Annotated in this window: 13 protein-coding genes and 1 pseudogene; 3 read left to right on the forward strand and 11 right to left on the reverse strand. The window is 70.9% G+C overall.

Features of this window, described 5'->3' with window-relative positions:
• The first annotated feature begins 4 nt into the window (after positions 1 to 4).
• On the forward strand, positions 5 to 511 hold the full coding sequence (locus AB0D85_RS28315) for a phosphoribosyltransferase (protein ID WP_362325946.1): 507 nt from the start codon (positions 5 to 7) through the stop codon (positions 509 to 511).
• Positions 512 to 618: 107 nt separating this feature from the next.
• Here the strand turns inward: AB0D85_RS28315 and AB0D85_RS28320 are convergent, their stop codons facing one another.
• From AB0D85_RS28320 to AB0D85_RS28340, 5 genes are all read right to left on the reverse strand, one after another.
• Positions 619 to 1,656, reverse strand: coding sequence for a YIP1 family protein (locus tag AB0D85_RS28320; protein ID WP_362325949.1), 1,038 nt, complete (start codon positions 1,654 to 1,656; stop codon positions 619 to 621).
• Between the two features lie 55 nt (positions 1,657 to 1,711).
• Complete coding sequence (locus AB0D85_RS28325; RefSeq protein WP_362325952.1) at positions 1,712 to 3,136, reverse strand: FG-GAP-like repeat-containing protein; 1,425 nt, start codon at positions 3,134 to 3,136, stop codon at positions 1,712 to 1,714.
• Positions 3,137 to 3,138: 2 nt separating this feature from the next.
• Complete coding sequence (locus AB0D85_RS28330) at positions 3,139 to 4,587, reverse strand: FG-GAP-like repeat-containing protein (protein ID WP_362325955.1); 1,449 nt, start codon at positions 4,585 to 4,587, stop codon at positions 3,139 to 3,141.
• 85 nt (positions 4,588 to 4,672) lie between these two features.
• Positions 4,673 to 6,190 carry an FG-GAP-like repeat-containing protein gene (locus tag AB0D85_RS28335; RefSeq protein WP_362325958.1) on the reverse strand — a complete coding sequence of 506 codons (1,518 nt, stop codon included), beginning with the start codon at positions 6,188 to 6,190 and terminating at the stop codon, positions 4,673 to 4,675.
• 133 nt (positions 6,191 to 6,323) lie between these two features.
• Positions 6,324 to 7,802 carry an FG-GAP and VCBS repeat-containing protein gene (locus AB0D85_RS28340; protein WP_362325961.1) on the reverse strand — a complete coding sequence of 493 codons (1,479 nt, stop codon included), beginning with the start codon at positions 7,800 to 7,802 and terminating at the stop codon, positions 6,324 to 6,326.
• A 321-nt stretch (positions 7,803 to 8,123) separates the two neighbouring features.
• On the opposite strand from AB0D85_RS28340, the gene AB0D85_RS28345 reads away from it, so the two are divergent.
• Positions 8,124 to 8,783, forward strand: coding sequence for a hypothetical protein (locus tag AB0D85_RS28345; RefSeq protein ID WP_362325964.1), 660 nt, complete (start codon positions 8,124 to 8,126; stop codon positions 8,781 to 8,783).
• A 30-nt stretch (positions 8,784 to 8,813) separates the two neighbouring features.
• Here AB0D85_RS28345 and AB0D85_RS28350 read toward each other — a convergent pair.
• Together AB0D85_RS28350 and AB0D85_RS28355 are read right to left on the reverse strand one after the other, a co-directional pair.
• Positions 8,814 to 8,927: pseudogene (locus AB0D85_RS28350) on the reverse strand (helix-turn-helix domain-containing protein); the annotation flags it as partial.
• 396 nt (positions 8,928 to 9,323) lie between these two features.
• Positions 9,324 to 9,977, reverse strand: a complete 654-nt coding sequence (locus AB0D85_RS28355; protein WP_362325967.1) for a hypothetical protein — start codon at positions 9,975 to 9,977, stop codon at positions 9,324 to 9,326.
• 120 nt (positions 9,978 to 10,097) lie between these two features.
• Between AB0D85_RS28355 and AB0D85_RS28360 the strand changes: the two genes are divergently transcribed.
• The gene (locus AB0D85_RS28360; RefSeq protein WP_362325970.1) at positions 10,098 to 10,427 is read left to right on the forward strand and encodes an antibiotic biosynthesis monooxygenase; all 330 of its coding nucleotides are present in this window, start codon (positions 10,098 to 10,100) and stop codon (positions 10,425 to 10,427) included.
• A 544-nt stretch (positions 10,428 to 10,971) separates the two neighbouring features.
• Here AB0D85_RS28360 and AB0D85_RS28365 read toward each other — a convergent pair.
• The 4 genes from AB0D85_RS28365 to AB0D85_RS28380 form a co-directional block, all read right to left on the reverse strand.
• Positions 10,972 to 11,364 carry a hypothetical protein gene (locus tag AB0D85_RS28365; RefSeq protein ID WP_362325973.1) on the reverse strand — a complete coding sequence of 131 codons (393 nt, stop codon included), beginning with the start codon at positions 11,362 to 11,364 and terminating at the stop codon, positions 10,972 to 10,974.
• A 354-nt stretch (positions 11,365 to 11,718) separates the two neighbouring features.
• Positions 11,719 to 12,186 (reverse strand): DUF1877 family protein, encoded by a 468-nt coding sequence (locus AB0D85_RS28370; RefSeq protein ID WP_362325976.1) that lies wholly within the window; start codon positions 12,184 to 12,186, stop codon positions 11,719 to 11,721.
• A 283-nt stretch (positions 12,187 to 12,469) separates the two neighbouring features.
• Positions 12,470 to 13,669, reverse strand: coding sequence for an FAD-dependent oxidoreductase (locus AB0D85_RS28375; RefSeq protein WP_362325979.1), 1,200 nt, complete (start codon positions 13,667 to 13,669; stop codon positions 12,470 to 12,472).
• A gap of 131 nt (positions 13,670 to 13,800) precedes the next feature.
• Entirely contained in the window at positions 13,801 to 14,748 is a 948-nt protein-coding gene (locus AB0D85_RS28380) for an RNA polymerase sigma-70 factor (RefSeq protein ID WP_362325982.1), read from the reverse strand.
• Between the last annotated feature and the right edge of the window lie 60 nt (positions 14,749 to 14,808).

Raw genomic sequence — 14,808 nt, forward strand, 5'->3', positions numbered from 1 at the left:
GGGCATGAGCGGCGGCGGTGACGTCCGGGAGAACCTGACCTACGAGCAGTTCGGCGTGGCCGTGCGCGAGCTCGCGCAGACCATCGCCGACGACGGGTTCGAGCCCGACATAGTGCTGAGCATCGCCCGCGGCGGGGTCTTCGTCGCCGGCGGGCTCGCCTACGCCCTCGACTGCAAGAACCTTCATCTGGTCAACGTCGAGTTCTACACGGGCGTGGGAACGACCCTCGACATGCCCGTCATGCTCGCGCCCGTCCCCAACGCCATCGACTTCAGCGACAAGAAGGTCCTCATCACGGACGACGTCGCCGACACCGGCAAAACGCTGAAGCTCGTCCGCGACTTCTGCCTCGACACCGTCGCCGAGGTCCGCTCCGCCGTGATCTACGAGAAGTCCCAGTCCCTCGTGAAGTGCGAGTACGTGTGGAAGCGGACCGACGACTGGATCAACTTCCCGTGGTCCGTGCTGCCTCCGGTCGTGAAGCGGGCCGGGCAGGTGCTCGACGCCTGAGTGGCCGTAGCGGCCCGTAGTAGCGGTGCGTTGTGGCTCGTACAGCGGCGAAAAGGCCCCCGGCTGCGTGCCGGGGGCCTTTCTCACGTCTTTCGGGGCTTCGGCTTCTAGAACGTCCCCAGCTTCACGATCGACAGCAGGGCGATCAGCTGGATCGCCGAGGCGCCCAGGGCCTTCGGCCACGGCAGGTCGTGGGACTTGGCGACCATGAGGGTGAGGAGGGCGCCCGCCGCGACCCAGGTGGCCCAGCCGAGGAGCTGGACGAAGCCGGCGTCGCCGCCGAAGAACATGGCGACGAGGAGACGGGGGGCGTCCGTGATCGACATGATCAGCATGGAGAGGCCCACCGTCGGCTGCCACGCTCCGTCGCCGCCCAGCTGGCGGGCCAGGGTGTGGGTCACCACGCCCAGGACGAAGGCGGCGAGGACCATCGCGATCGCGGTCACCAGGACGATCGGGACCGCGTTGGTGAGGGTGGCGTTGATCGCGTCCGCGCGAGCGCCGTCGAAGCCGAAGACCGCGAGCAGGCCGTAGAGGAAGGTGACGATGAGGGCGGGGCCCCACATCGTGTAGTCCCGCATCTGGAGGAAGGTCTGGTTCGGGGCGAGGACGATCCCCTTCAGCAGGTCCTTCCAGTGCAGGCGCGGCCCGATCGGGCCGGACGGCGCCGCCGAACCGGCGTGATAGGTCGCACCCTGCGTGTAGACGCCGGCCTCGTCGACCGAGAAGGCCTGGGTGTGGCCCGGCTGGTTCGCCGCGTACGGGTCGGGGCTGCCGGAGCCGGAGCCGTATCCGCCGCCGTAGCCGTTGTCGTCGCCGAAGTACTCCGGGCCGTCGCCGCCGGGCTGTCTCCGGCCCTGGTGTCCTCCGCGTGCCTGCGGCCATCCGGACCCGCCGCCGTTCTGCGGGTACGGCTGCGGGGCCGACGGGTACCCGTACGACGGTCCCGCCGGCTGGCCGCCGAAGCTCTGCGGCGGTGCCTGCTGCCCGTACGCGGGTTGTTGCGGTCGCGCTTGCGGGGCACGGTCGTCCCGGCCGCCGCGTCCGTTCCTGAATCCAGCCACGTCATCGAACGTACCTGGTCCCGGGGATCCGTGTGGCGGGCTCGGGCACCCGAGCCCGCCATTGCCGCAGACCTGTGACATCCCCTAGGGGTCGTCTCAGGGCCGGTGGATGCGGCCGGTACAGCGGTGGTGCAGCTCACTGCGCGAACAGGAAGCCCAGCTGCGACCAGGTGCCCGGCAGGCCCGCCTGCGCCGCAGTGAAGCTCACCGCGCCCGTCGTCGTCAGGCCCGAGGAGGAGCCGCGCAGGGCCGTCACGGCGCCCCGCCCGCCGTTCTCGTACCGGGCGCCGACCGCCAGATCGGCCTTGCGGTCGCCGTTGAGGTCGGCCAGGTGGACGGCGCTGCCCCAGAAGTCGTTGTCCTCGTTCGCGTCCGGTACCCCGGGGGTGTTCTGGGTCCAGCGGGTCGAACCCGCGCCCGTCAGACCGGCCGCGGAGCCGCGCAGCAGCGTGACGGTGCCGGTCTGCCAGGCCGCGCCGACCCCCTCGTACTCGGCGCCGACCGCGACGTCGGCGTACCCGTCGCCGTTGACGTCACCCACGGACAGGGAGTCGCCGAACGAGCTGTTCCCGGAGGCGCGGGTGGTGCCGGGGACGCCCGGGCTGTCCTGGGTGATCGCCGCCTGCGGCGTGGGGCTCACGCCGTGCGCGCCGCCCAGGTAGGCCTTGACGACGCCGGGGCCGACCGTGGAGCCGCCGACCGGGGAGCAGGAGGTGACGACGTCGTCGTAGCCGTCCCCGTTGAGGTCGCCGAGGACCGCCCGCTCGTAGCCGCCGCTCTCCAGGGTCCGCTGGAGCTTCGGGCGGGACCCGGCGCCCAGGTACACCAGGTTGCCGTCGATCCAGTCGCCGCTCCCCGAGCGGATCGTGCCGCTGACCACCAGGTCGTCGACGCCGTCACCGTTGACGTCGCCGGCGGCCAGGGACCGGGAGCCGTAGATCTCGCCGGTCTCCAGCGCGGGCACCACCCAGGTCCGGGACGCGGCCCCGGCGGTCCTGGTGAAGCCGCCCCGGAAGATCTGCACGTCGGCGCCGGTGCTGCCGACGGCCAGGTCGGCCCGGCCGTCCGCGGTGAAGTCGCCGACCGCCAGGGACAGGCCGAAGCGGTGGTGGGAGGTACGGGCCGGGTCGGCGACGATACGACCCCCGGACAGGCCCTTCCTGCTCCCCCAGAGGATCGTCACCGACCCGGCCCCGCCGTCCTCACCCTCGGAGCCGACGACCAGGTCGGCGTACCCGTCCCGGTTCAGGTCGCCGGAGGCGAGCGCCGAGCCGAAGGCGTCGTCCTTCTCCGCGGTGCCGGGGACGCCCGCCGAGTTCTGGGTGACGACCGTACGGTTCGACGCCTTGATCCCGGACCTGGAGCCGTAGGTGACGAGCACCGCGCCGGCCCTCGCCCTGCCGCCGACCGGGGCGCCCGGGGCGGCGGTGGCGAGGTCGCGGTAGCCGTCGCCGTTGAAGTCGTCCGCGTAGCGGGCGGGGGCGGCCGAGGCGGGGGCGGCGAGCGGGACGAGGCCCGCGGTGAGGAGTGCGGCGAGGGCCGCCGCCGTGCGGACGCGCATGGTCAGCCCTCCAGTACGTCGCCGAAGTAGGCGGTGCCCGAGGGGCCGCCCAGGGTGGTGCCGGTGAAGGTCTTGGAGCCGCCTGCCGTGACGCCGGCGGTGGTGGACTTGAAGAGCCAGACGGCGCCGGCGCCGTTGCCCTCGCCGTAGGCGCCCGCGACCAGTTCGGCGCGGCCGTCGCGGTTGGCGTCGGTGAGGCGGACCGAGGAGCCGAAGAAGTCCCGGGACTGGGCGGTGCCGGGCACGCCCGTGGTGTCCTGGGAGAAGAGCTTGGCGCCGCCGCCGGTCAGGCCGGACGCCGAGCCGCGCAGCACGGTGACCGTGCCCGCCTGCTTCTTCGCGCCGAGCGACTCGGCGTAGGCGCCGACGGCGATGTCCGCGTACCCGTCGCCGTTCACGTCCCCGGCGGACAGGCTCCAGCCGAAGCCGTCGTTCTTCTCGCCCTTGTCCGGCACGCCCGCCGTGTCCTGGGTGATCCGGACCGGCGTACGGCTGCTGAGGCCGCCGGCCGCGCCGTACGTCACGGTGACCGCGCCGCCGAGGCCGCCGTTGGGCTCGTCGGCCGACTTCTCCATGAAGTTGCCGGTGACGATGTCGCCGTAGCCGTCCTTGTTGACGTCGGCGATGACCGCGTCGTAGCCGCCCGCGAGCTTCTTGCCGACCTTGAGCGTGCCGCCGGTGGCGCTGGTCCCGGTGTAGAGGACGCTGCGGGTGCGGTAGTCGCCGGAGGCGGTCTCCTCCTGGCCCATGACCAGCAGGTCGGTCTTCCCGTCAGCGTTGACGTCGCCCGCGATCAGCTTGTCGGAGTAGATCGTGGTCTGGTCGACCGTGTCGATGCCGACCAGGGCCGCCGCCTTGCCCTTGCGGGTGAAGGGGCCGCGGAAGATGTTCAGGGAGGGCGTCGAGTTGTTGCCGACGGCCAGGTCGGTGTGGCCGTCGCCGTCGAAGTCGCCGGCCGCCAGTGCCCAGCCGAGTTCGTTGCGGTACCTCGGCAGCGGCGAGGTGAGGTTGCTGGCGCCCTTGAGGCCGCTCGCGCCGCCCCAGAGCACGGTGACGTTGCCGTAGGAGTCGGTGGAGCCGATCCGCTCGCTGTGCACGCCCACGACCAGGTCGGTGTAGCCGTCGCCGTCCAGGTCGCCGGAGGTGAGCCGGTCGCCGAAGTAGTCGCCGGAGGCCGGGTTGCCGGGGACGCCGGTGGTGGCCTGGCTGATGATCTGGCGCTTGGTGGTGTCCAGGCCGTTCTTGGTGCCGTAGACGACCGCCACGTAGCCGGCGCCGGACTTGCCGGAGACCTTGGCGATGGGCGCGGCGATCGCGAGGTCGCGGTAGCCGTCGCCGTTGAAGTCGCCGGACAGGCCCGAGGGCGCGGCGGAGGCGGTGGTGACGGGGAGGGCGGTGAGCAGGCCGGTGGTGAGGGCCGTGGCGAGGAGCAGGGTGGTGCGCTTGGGCATGGTTTTCCCCCGTGAGGTGGTGAGGTGACGCGACGTCGGTGAGGTGACGCGGCGTCAAGGAATGCGTCCTGTTGGTGCGGGTGCGTCAGCCGGTGAGGCCCGTGCCGAACGCGCCGTACGTGCGGGACAGCCCGAAGGTGCCCGGGCCGAACGACTTGGCACCCGTGGCGGTGATGCCGGAGGCGCTGCCGCGCAGGGCGGTGACCGCGCCGACACCCTCGTCCTCGAAGCCGGCCGCGACGGTCAGGTCCGCCTTGCCGTCCTTGTTGACGTCCGAGAGCACGAGGTCGGAGCCGAAGTAGTCCATGGACTCGTTGGTGCCGGGGACACCGGTGGTGTTCTGGGAGATCGTGCGGGCCCCGGTACGGGAGACGCCGTCGGCCGAGCCGTTCATGAGCACGACGAGACCGGTGTCCTCGGCCGCGCCGATGTCCTTGAAGACGACGCCGATGGCAAGGTCGCCGTAGCCGTCGCCGTTGGTGTCCCCGATGGAGACGGCGCCGCCGAAGCCGTCGTCGGCCTTGTCGGTGCCGGGGACGCCCGTCGCGGACTGGGTGAGTTCGGCCATGGGGACGTCGCCGTTGACCGGGCCGCCCTTGCTGCCGCGGATGACGGTGACCTGGCCGCCGAGGGTGCCGGTGTGGTCGTCGTCCTTCGAGAAGACGTTGCCGATGGCGATCTCGTCGTAGCCGTCGCCGTCGATGTCGCCCAGGGCGAGGGAGGTGCCGCCGTTCAGCGGGCGCGGCTTGGTCGTGACCACGCCCGTGGACGCACCGAGGTAGGCGACGCCCTTGGACCAGCTGCCCGACGGGTCCGAGGCGAGCGCGGTGCGGTAGGTGAGGACGAGGTCGGCCTTCTTGTCGCCGTTGGTGTCGCCCGCGGCGAGCGCGTCGATGCCGAACTCCGCCTTGTCCGGCGTGGGGACCTTCTGGGTGCCGCCGGTGGTGCCGGACCTGGTGAAGCCGCCCTTGACGATGTAGGCGTACGACCCGGCCGTGCCGGACGCCAGGTCCGCCTTGCCGTCGCCGTTGAAGTCGCCGGCGGCCAGTACCGAGCCCCAGGCCTCGTGCTTGGCCGCGGAGGGGTCCTTGACCGTCGTACCGTTCTTCAGGCCGCTCGCCGAACCCCACAGGATGGTGACCGAACCGCCATCGGTGTCCGTGCCGGTGTCCTCGCCGGGCGCGCCGACGGCGAGGTCGGTGTAGCCGTCCTTGTTGAAGTCGGCCACGGCGAGCGCGTCGCCGAAGAAGTCCTCGGTCTCGGCGGTGCCGGGGACACCGGCGGTGTTCTGGCTGACGATCGTGCGCTTGGCGGGGTTGAGTCCGGAGGCGCTGCCGTAGACCACGGCGACGTACCCGGCCATGTTCTTGCCGCCGACCTTGGCGTAGGGGGCGGCGAAGGCGACGTCGCCGTAGCCGTCGTGGTTGAAGTCGGCCTTGTAGGCGCGGGCCGTGGCGGCGGACGCGACGGGGGCCGAGAGGGTCAGCAGACCGCCGGTCAGCGCCACGGCGGTGACGGTCGCGAGGGCGAGGCGGCGGCGGTGATGTCCGTTCACGAGGACGTTCACGGGGACGTTCACGGAGACCTTCACGGGGACCTTCACGGGTCGGGAGCTCCTGAGATCGACGGCTTGGGTGCCGGAGGTGTGCGGAGGCGGAGCAGGCGGGCGGGCCCGTGGTCGTACGGTCGACGGGCCCGCCCGTGCGCCGGGCGGAGAGGCTCTTCCGAGCTGCGGGTCAGTCGCCGAAGACGGCGCCGAACTGCGGGACGCCGGTCGTCGACACGCCCACCGTGCTCGCGGCGATGGCCCGCGAGCCGGTCGTGGTGATCTTCGAGCCGTTGGACGGCAGGTAGGTCACCGCGCCGTCTCCGCCGTTCTCGTACGAGCCGACGACCAGGTCGGCCTTGCCGTCGCCGTTGACGTCGTCGAGCTTGACGTCGGCGCCGAAGAGGTCGTTCTTCTCGTCGTCGCCGGGGACACCGGCCGTGCTCTGGGCGAAGGACTGGGCGCCGGAGGCGAGGTTGATCCCGGTCTTCGCGCCGTAGAGGACGGTGACCTGGCCGGTGTTGGCGTTGGCGCCGATGTCCTCGCTGGGCGTGGAGACGGCCAGGTCGGCGTAGCCGTCGCCGTTGACGTCACCGAGGTCGATCTCCCAGCCGAAGCCGTCGCCCTTCTCCGAGGTGCCGGGGACGTTCGAGGAGTTCTGGTTGAACATCGTGGCCTTGGCCGGGCCGGAGACGCTGCCGTAGGTGATGGCCACGCGGCCGCCGGTGGCGGAGTCCGGGAACACGGTGGAGCCGCTGCTGTGGTCCCAGGAGGCGCCGCTGACGATGTCGCCGAAGCCGTCGCCGTTGATGTCGCCGATGCCGGTGATGATGCCGCTCTTGAGCGCCTTGGCGCCGGTGGCGGTCAGGCCCTTGGCGGTGCCGGGCAGCCAGTAGTTGGTGTTCCAGTGGTCGCTGGTCTGCGTCTCGTACCCGTCGACGACCAGGTCGGTACGGCCGTCGCCGTTGACGTCACCGGCGGTGAGGTTCATCGGGCCGTACGGGTAGGAGTCGCTGCCCGGCTGGATCGGCGGCTTGACGGTGTAACGGCCGCCGGGGGTGCCGGTGCTGGAGAAGCCGCCCTTGAACACCCACAGGGTGGCGGCGGAGCTGCCGACGGCCAGGTCGGCCTTGCCGTCGCCGTCGAAGTCACCGGCGGCGAGGTTCAGGCCCCAGTAGTCGTGGCCGCTCGGCGAGGGGTCCTTGATGTCGACGCCCTTGCCGGTGAGACCGTTCTTGGAGCCCCACAGGAGGGTGACCGTACCGCCGTTGGTGTCGGTCCCGACCTTCTCGCCCGGCGAGCCGACGGCGAGGTCGTCGTAACCGTCGGCGTTGAAGTCGGCGTACGCCAGATCCTCGCCGAACTCGTCGCCGGCCTCGGCGGTGCCGGGGACGCCGGCGCTGTTCTGGCTGAGGGTGGTGCGCTTGGCGGAGGTGACGCCGGAGGCGGAGCCGTAGAGGGCGACGACCTGGCCGGCGCCCTTGTGGCCGCTCACGTAGGCGGTGGCGGCCGAGGTGGCGATGTCGCCGATGCCGTCGCCGTTGAAGTCGGCGTGCGCGACCTTGAGGGAGTCCGCGGCCGACGCGGAGGCGGCCGAGAACGTGAGCAGACCGCCCGTCAGCGCGGCCGCGGTGGCCGTCGCGAGGGCGAGTCGCGGGAACGTGTGCATGCGGGTTGTCTCCTGCGGCATGCGGGGGCCGTCCGCACCCGGCGGACGTCCGGAGTCGATGATGTCCGGCGATCTGGAGACCCGCGTCAAGAGGTAAGGGTTGTACGTGAGTTCGATAAATTCTGCGAGGCGGCTGTCTCTTACCGGGACTCGGCGCGCCCTGATGGCCCACTAGCGGCAGACTGGCTCAGCTGCCCCGCCCGCCATCCGAGCACGGGCTGGGGAAGCATTCCGTGTGGGCCTGGGACAGCGGAGGGGCAATTGACTGCTGACGGAGACGAGACGGCTGCGAGAGGCCCGGGGAGCGCCGTGCAAGGGTTCATGGCACTGCCAGGTCGCACGGAGGGCGGGAGGGAACTGTTCCAGCAGTGCCTGGCGGACCTGGTCCGGGCTCTAAGGCTCGATGTCGCCCCCGAGTCGGATGCTGGTGGTGAGCAGCAGTGGCAACACCAGGTGCGCGGCGCTTTGCGCGAGGCATGCCGCGAGAAGTTGGTGCTGTCCGAGGCGTCCTTCGGCGTGCTCACGAAGGCGGCGGTCTACGACCCGGACCCAAGCTTCAACCGCCAGTTCGTTGAGCCGGCCCTGAATGCCTTCGGATACCGACGCGTCCGCTCCACGCTGCTGGACTATCTGAGGACGGGAACCAATCAGGAGCGGGCAGGCGCTGCGCGGGCTTGGTACTGGTCGGCGCTGCCGCTTCGACTCTCCGAAGTCAGGGCAGAGGCCTCAGGCATCGAAAGCCGGCCAGAGGCCAACGACAGGTCTGTCATGGTGGGTGAGTGGTACGAGGCTGCGCTCCGAGAGTTCGTGAGTAACGAACACCTCGACGTTCGGCGCTGCATTCTCCCCGGACTGCCGCTGCGGAAGTCGGTGTACCCGCCTGAGCTGCATGACCTCGTGGAGGCCGCAGTGATGATCGCCCGATCGCATCCAGACGAGTACATCCGTCACCGCGTGGAGCACCAGGTCCAAGGCTGCTGAGCCGTCTCTCAATCGGGCCGGGTGACCGGGTCACTCCGCCTCGGCAAGCGCCCGGTACAGCGTCGCGCGGGACACGTGGAGCGCCTTGGCAACGGCTGTGACGCTCTCTCCCTTGGCCTTACGCGCCTTTGCCGCGGCGAGCTTGTCGCCTCGATGCTCACGAGCGGCACGCCGTGTTCGGCCAACTCCTCATTGATCAGCACGGCCTCAAGGGCGCCCTGTCGAGTGAGGCGGGACAGCGAGAACACGACCACTCCTCGAACTCCGGGCGGACGGCCTTGGGGTCCCAGCCGGATTTACCGACGTCGGCGAAGTGGCCCGCGTTGTCCCAGCCTTTGGCCGTGATCGGCGCCTCGCACTTGGTCCGCTGCGCTTCGGGGACCGACGCGGAGTCGTCCGCACGCTTCCTTGACTGTCGGATGCCGGACACTGCGCGCACATGGTCCAGATCAGGGGTCCAGCCGGGGCCCCGTTTGACGAGAGGTGTCAGCAGATCTCCGCACAGGGGCCATTCGGCCTCGCACCTGACAGGCGAAATTCTCATCGGTAGCAGACCTCGGCCGGATTGCCCGGGTCGCGCAGGTCGCGCAGGTCGCGCAGGTCGCGCAGGTCGCGGACGACAACGCGGCCCGGTCCGCGGGGATCACGGCAGTGCGGACCGTGCAGGTCCAGTGAACCAAGGTCGGTGGCGAGTGCCGTCCCGGCGCACGTATAGGTCTGGTCCAGTTCGAAAGCCACCCGCGTTCCCGCACTGGCCGACGACTCGATCTCCTGGGGTTCCTCGACCGGCCGCAACCCGACAAGCTCTTGCCGGAAGCCGTGTCCGTCACGCCATACCTCGATCACGGTGCGCGAACTCAGAGCTGCCGCTGCGGCAATGGCCCACCGGTTGGGGCCAAGCAGCGAGTCGTAGTAACCGAGGTGCGGCCTGCCCTGCTCGTCCAAGGCGTCGGCCTGATCATCTGCAACCGAGAATGTCAGACCACCGTGAACTTCCGCTTCGACCTGCGGGGTGTGTGCTGCTGCGACACGGGTCGCCGGATGAAGGGCGTGTCCCAGCACGGTGCACAGCACCTGGGTGGCCAACTCCGGGCTGCCCCGGCCGACCCCGAAGTACATGCTCGGTCTTGCACGCACATGCTGATCGAACTCGATGACCTGGATATCGGCCGCGCTGTATGTCTTCCCCGCCACAGATACACGCTACTTTCCGGCTGAGCTGTGCTCCAGAGACGGCTCCGCAACCGTAGAGACCGACCGGACAAGTCCTGGTCGTTCACGCCCTCCTGATCCCCCCTGCGGCAGGATGGACGCATGAGCGTAGTGAAGATCAACGTGCTGACCGTGCCCGCCGAGCAGCGGGAGGTCCTGGAGAAGCGGTTCGCCTCCCGGGCCCACGCCGTGGAGAACTCGGACGGGTTCGAGTGGTTCGAGCTGCTGCGGCCGGTCGAGGGGACCGAGCAGTACCTCGTGTACACGCGGTGGCGGGACGAGGAGTCCTTCCAGGCGTGGATGGAGGGGCCTATGAAGGCGGCGCACCAGGGCGGTGATGAGGACCGCGGTGAGAAGCCGAAGCCCGCCGCGTCAGGTTCCACCCTCTGGTCTTTCGAGGTCGTACAACAGGCTGAACCCAAGGGCGCATAGGGCCGGGAGACAGCTACTGCTCCCTTCTCCGTGGTGGAGCGACACTGGGAGCCGTGTTCCGGGAGGGGCAACGGTGCTGAGTGGTCCGTGCCCGGGTCCACGCGCAGCCACTCGACATACCTGTTCTTCTGTCGCGCATGGCATCGCACCTCGTGGGCGACTTCACCGGTGCCGGCAGAGCACGTGGGTGTGCGGGATATTCGGGCTGAGCCAGACGTCATCGAGCCGACTCGCCGACTGCCCGCTTCCCGACGTGGTTGCACACCACGATCGGGCCGGCACGATGGTCCACTCGCGCGAGGCCGACAGGAGGGACCGGCCGACAAAGCGGCCGGCCTCGTACGCATCGGCCCGGTCATCGCCGGTCTTCGGAACATCACGATGTAGCGGCTTCCCTGAGCGCCCCGTCAGCCGGCGGGGCGTCGTCGTCGCTCCGTCACGCCGAGCTCCGCGTCTGCCAGGGCCGCCCCTCGACCCGCAAGGGGCGGCCGTGTCGCTTCACGTGCCGAGCCGCCTGGCGGCGCTTCGTCCCATCGGAGTGCGGTCAGTCCGAGAACGTCAGCTCCTTGCTCACGGCGAAGTCGGTGCCGCCGGTGCCCTGGGCGAAGGCGAGGACGCTGTACTGGTGCCCGTTGGTGCCCACTAGGGGGTAGGGGCCGTGGTGACCGGTGGTGCATCCCGAGAAGTACTGGCTCGTCGACGTACCGGCCGTGTCGTCATCTACCCGTATCCCGAGGTACGAGCACCCGGCGATGGAGGCGAGGACGTAGAAGTCCGGTTCCACGTACTTGCCGCTGGCGCTGACACAGGCTTCGATCGACCCTTGCCTCACGCAACCACCACCGCTGGAGGCGTTGGCGACGCCCGGTGTGAGGACGATGCCGGCCACTGCTGCCGCGGCGACGGCCAACGACGCGGCGCTTCGACGCATCTTCATGTTCCTGAGCTCCTTGGCTTGGGTGGCACTGGTGGCCACGCAACTTGCCGACCGGCGGCAATGCTCTGTGGAGCCGAATCCCGGAGGCAACGCGACTCTGGGATGTGCCGAAACTCTGGGACGACGGTGGTCCTGACCTGCAACGACAGCCTTCCATTTGGCAGTTCGCCGGGACGCTCTCGGCGGATTGGTGTTCAGCGGCAGACGGCGGCAGTGGTGACGGTGCCGTGGAAGACGTACGCCCGTTCGATGCCCAGCGGGTTGCGACGGTCCGGAAGGGCTTCAGCCGGTTGACGTGCGTTCGACTTCGTGGCGGCGCTTGGCGTCTTCGCAGGTAGCGGGGTGCGGGGCCGCTCACATCTCCGGCAGGCACTTCACCACGGCGTCGCCGGACTCGGCCGTCTGCGCGTAGAACGTTCTCAGCTCCTGGTGGGCCGCGGCGAACGCGCCCCACGTCTCGGGTTCCGCGGGCGTGCCGCCGTAGCGGGGCATCAGGGTGTCGCGGGTGAGGTCCCACAGCGCGTCGAAGTCGGCCGCCGTCAGGAACCCGGCCACCTGGCGGGCCTGGGCTGCGGTCAGCACCAGCAGGGGCGGCTTGTGGCGGTCGGCGCGGAACACGGGGCGGCCGCCGAGCACCACCTGGTTCTCCGGGTGGTTTCCCGGGCCGTGCGGGGAGGCTGCGGCGTAGATGCGCTCCTGGTCGAGGTAACGGCGGTGCCGGACGGTGGTCTCCGAGCCGCTCTCGAAAAGCCGTTCCAGCCAGCTCGGGCTGTTGCGCAGCGCCGGGGCCGGCACCGCGCGCAGACGGAGGTACTCGTTCATGTCAGAAGGAGCGCACGGGGCCGCCGATCCATCACGCTGCCGGGTGCGACCAGGGCGGTTCGGCGCCGCTGACCTCGTCCGTCGCACCGACGCGACGGAAGCGCCGGCCGCCCCTCCGGGGCCGCGCGCCGCGCCGTTCACGGGGGGAGACACGAACGGCACGGCGGGGCCCGGGGAGCGACCGGCTTACTCCCCCAGCGCAGGGTCGGCGGGAAGCGTCACCCCGGCTGGGGGTACAGCGCGGGTCGGATACCTGGCTGGGGCGGTCGTGGTCCGGTCCCGGTCAGGCCGGGGTGTTTGCTGTCGCGGGGGTCTGGGTCGGCTGGGGTGTGACGCGGCGGGGGCGGGTCGGGATGGCGAGCAGTGGGTTGGCGACGCCCCAGGCCGCGCCCTTGCAGACCAGTTCCTTGTAGACGGCGGCGATCCGGCCGGTCAGCGTCGCCCGTACGGCGCGGTCGTCGGCCGTGACGTACTGGATCAGGCCTTCCCTGCGGCCCAGCGAGATGCACTGGTTGAAGTAGCGGAGCGGGGTGTTCGGGATCTTCCCGCCGGTGAGACGGGCCGCGATGGCGTCGGCGGCCTGCCATGCCATGGGCACGCCCGAGGCGCAGGACATACGGAGCGGCTTGTCGCCGGGGCCCGTCGCCAGGGCCGCGTCGCCGATGGCGTACACGTCGGGGTGCGAGACCGAGCGCATGGTCCGGTCGACCACGATCCGGCCGGCGTCGGTGATCTCCAGGGCCGTGGCGAGGGGGATGGGGTGGACTGCGAAGCCCGTGGTCCACAGGGTGACCGCGGCGGGGATCGAGGCGCCCTCCGCGGTGGTGACGTGGTCGGCGGTCACGGCGGTGACGGCGGCGTGCTCGTGAACGGTGATGCCGAGCCCGTCGACCACCTTCCGCAGATGCCGGCGGCCCTTCGGCGAGAGCCAGTCGCCGAGACCGCCGCGGGCCGCGAGGGCGACCCGGAGGTCCGGGCGGGCCTCGGCGATCTCGGTCGCGGCCTCCAGGCCGGTGAGGCCGCCCCCGACCACGACCACGGGCTGTCCGGCCGCCAGACCGGCGAGGCGCTCACGCAGCCGGAGCGCTCCGGGGCGGCTCGCGATCTGGTGGGCGTGCTCGGCGGCGCCGGGGACGCCCTGGTCGTTCCAGTCGCTGCCGAGGGCGTACACGAGGGTGTCGTACTCGATCGCCTCCGTGGTGCCGTCGGCGTCGACGGCGGTGACCGTCTTCCCGGCCACGTCCACGGCGGTGACCGTCGCGAGCTTCAGGGCGACTCCGGTGCCCTCGAACATCTCGGCGAACGGCCTGGGCCTGAGCTCCTGGCCGACCGCGAGCTGATGCATCCGGACGCGCTCGACGAAGTCGGGTTCGGCGTTGACGAGGGTGAGGGCGACGTCCTCGCGGTGCAGCCGCCGGGCGAGGCGGCCGGCGGCGACGGCTCCGGCGTATCCGGCTCCGAGGACGACGATGCGGTGCTGCATGTCCGTGCTCCTGTCATCCAGCTCTTCCAGCTCTTCAGCGGGTCGCCCCTTGAACCGGGCGGCCCGCCGTTTCCTGACAGGAACGTGATGTGAAGCGGCTCACATGGACGAACAGAGATGGACGGACAGAGTCAGAAGAGGCGGAGCAGGGGGTCGCCGTGGTCGGGCGCCGCCGCCCACTGCCGGGTCGCGCGTTCGAGCTTGTCGGGGTTGACCTGGTTGCGGAACGCGGCGATGCCCTCGGCGGTGATCTCCAGGCACATGACGCCGAAGACCCGGCCGTCGACGACCGCCACCACGGCGGGGCCGCCGTTGGCGGACGTCGAATAGAGCTCGACCGTGCCGCCGGCCAGGGCGCGCTGGGCCGGGCCCGGTTTGAACAGGCCCCGCATGAACGTCGCGACCGCGAGGGCGCCCTCGAACGCCTTGGCCCGGGCCGGGACCTTCCCGCCGCCGTCGCCGATCGCGACGGCGTCCTGGGTGAGCAGCCGGACGAGCGGCTCGGTCCGGCCGCTGGTGGCGGCCGCGAGGAACTCCTCGACGATCCGCCGGGCCGCGGCCTCGTCGACCTCGCTACGGGCCTTGCCCTCGGCGACGTGCTTCTTGGCCCGGTGGAAGATCTGCTGGCTGGCGGCCTCGGTGAGGTCGAGGATCCCGGCGATCTCCCGGTGCGGGTAGTCGAAGGCCTCGCGCAGCACGTACACCGCGCGCTCGCCGGGCGTGAGGCGCTCCAGCAGGGTCAGGACGGCGTACGACACCGACTCGCGCCGTTCGGCGGTGTCGGCGGGGCCGAGCATCGGGTCGCCGGCGAGCAGCGGCTCGGGGAGCCACTGGCCGACGTAGGTCTCGCGGCGGGCGCGGGCCGAGGTGAGCTGGTTGAGGCACAGGTTGGTGAGCACCTTCGTCAGCCAGGCCTCGGGGACCTCGATACGGTCCACGTCGGCGGCCTGCCAGCGCAGATACGTCTCCTGTACGACGTCCTCGGCCTCGCTCGCGGAACCGAGGAGCCGGTAGGCGATGGCCTCCAGGCGGGGCCTGGACGCCTCGAACCGGTCCACCCCGCTCGTGGTCAGCACCATGGCCCGGATCCTAGCCCGCGCGACGACGGCCGGGCTCTTGCACGGGTCGCAGGCGATGCC

It is taken from the genome of Streptomyces sp. NPDC048277 (genome assembly GCF_040652235.1).
Lineage (GTDB): Bacteria > Actinomycetota > Actinomycetes > Streptomycetales > Streptomycetaceae > Streptomyces.

What these genes read in the sequence shown, in the direction of transcription:
- AB0D85_RS28315 (WP_362325946.1), top strand. Translation starts at nt 5, where the DNA reads ATGAGCGGCGGCGGTGACGTCCGGGAGAACCTGACCTACGAGCAGTTC.
- AB0D85_RS28380 (WP_362325982.1), bottom strand. Translation starts at nt 14,748, where the DNA reads ATGGTGCTGACCACGAGCGGGGTGGACCGGTTCGAGGCGTCCAGGCCC.
- AB0D85_RS28360 (WP_362325970.1), top strand. Translation starts at nt 10,098, where the DNA reads ATGAGCGTAGTGAAGATCAACGTGCTGACCGTGCCCGCCGAGCAGCGG.
- AB0D85_RS28345 (WP_362325964.1), top strand. Translation starts at nt 8,124, where the DNA reads ATGGCACTGCCAGGTCGCACGGAGGGCGGGAGGGAACTGTTCCAGCAG.
- AB0D85_RS28365 (WP_362325973.1), bottom strand. Translation starts at nt 11,364, where the DNA reads ATGAAGATGCGTCGAAGCGCCGCGTCGTTGGCCGTCGCCGCGGCAGCA.
- AB0D85_RS28330 (WP_362325955.1), bottom strand. Translation starts at nt 4,587, where the DNA reads ATGCCCAAGCGCACCACCCTGCTCCTCGCCACGGCCCTCACCACCGGC.
- AB0D85_RS28370 (WP_362325976.1), bottom strand. Translation starts at nt 12,186, where the DNA reads ATGAACGAGTACCTCCGTCTGCGCGCGGTGCCGGCCCCGGCGCTGCGC.
- AB0D85_RS28325 (WP_362325952.1), bottom strand. Translation starts at nt 3,136, where the DNA reads ATGCGCGTCCGCACGGCGGCGGCCCTCGCCGCACTCCTCACCGCGGGC.
- AB0D85_RS28375 (WP_362325979.1), bottom strand. Translation starts at nt 13,669, where the DNA reads ATGCAGCACCGCATCGTCGTCCTCGGAGCCGGATACGCCGGAGCCGTC.
- AB0D85_RS28320 (WP_362325949.1), bottom strand. Translation starts at nt 1,656, where the DNA reads ATGTCACAGGTCTGCGGCAATGGCGGGCTCGGGTGCCCGAGCCCGCCA.
- AB0D85_RS28340 (WP_362325961.1), bottom strand. Translation starts at nt 7,802, where the DNA reads ATGCACACGTTCCCGCGACTCGCCCTCGCGACGGCCACCGCGGCCGCG.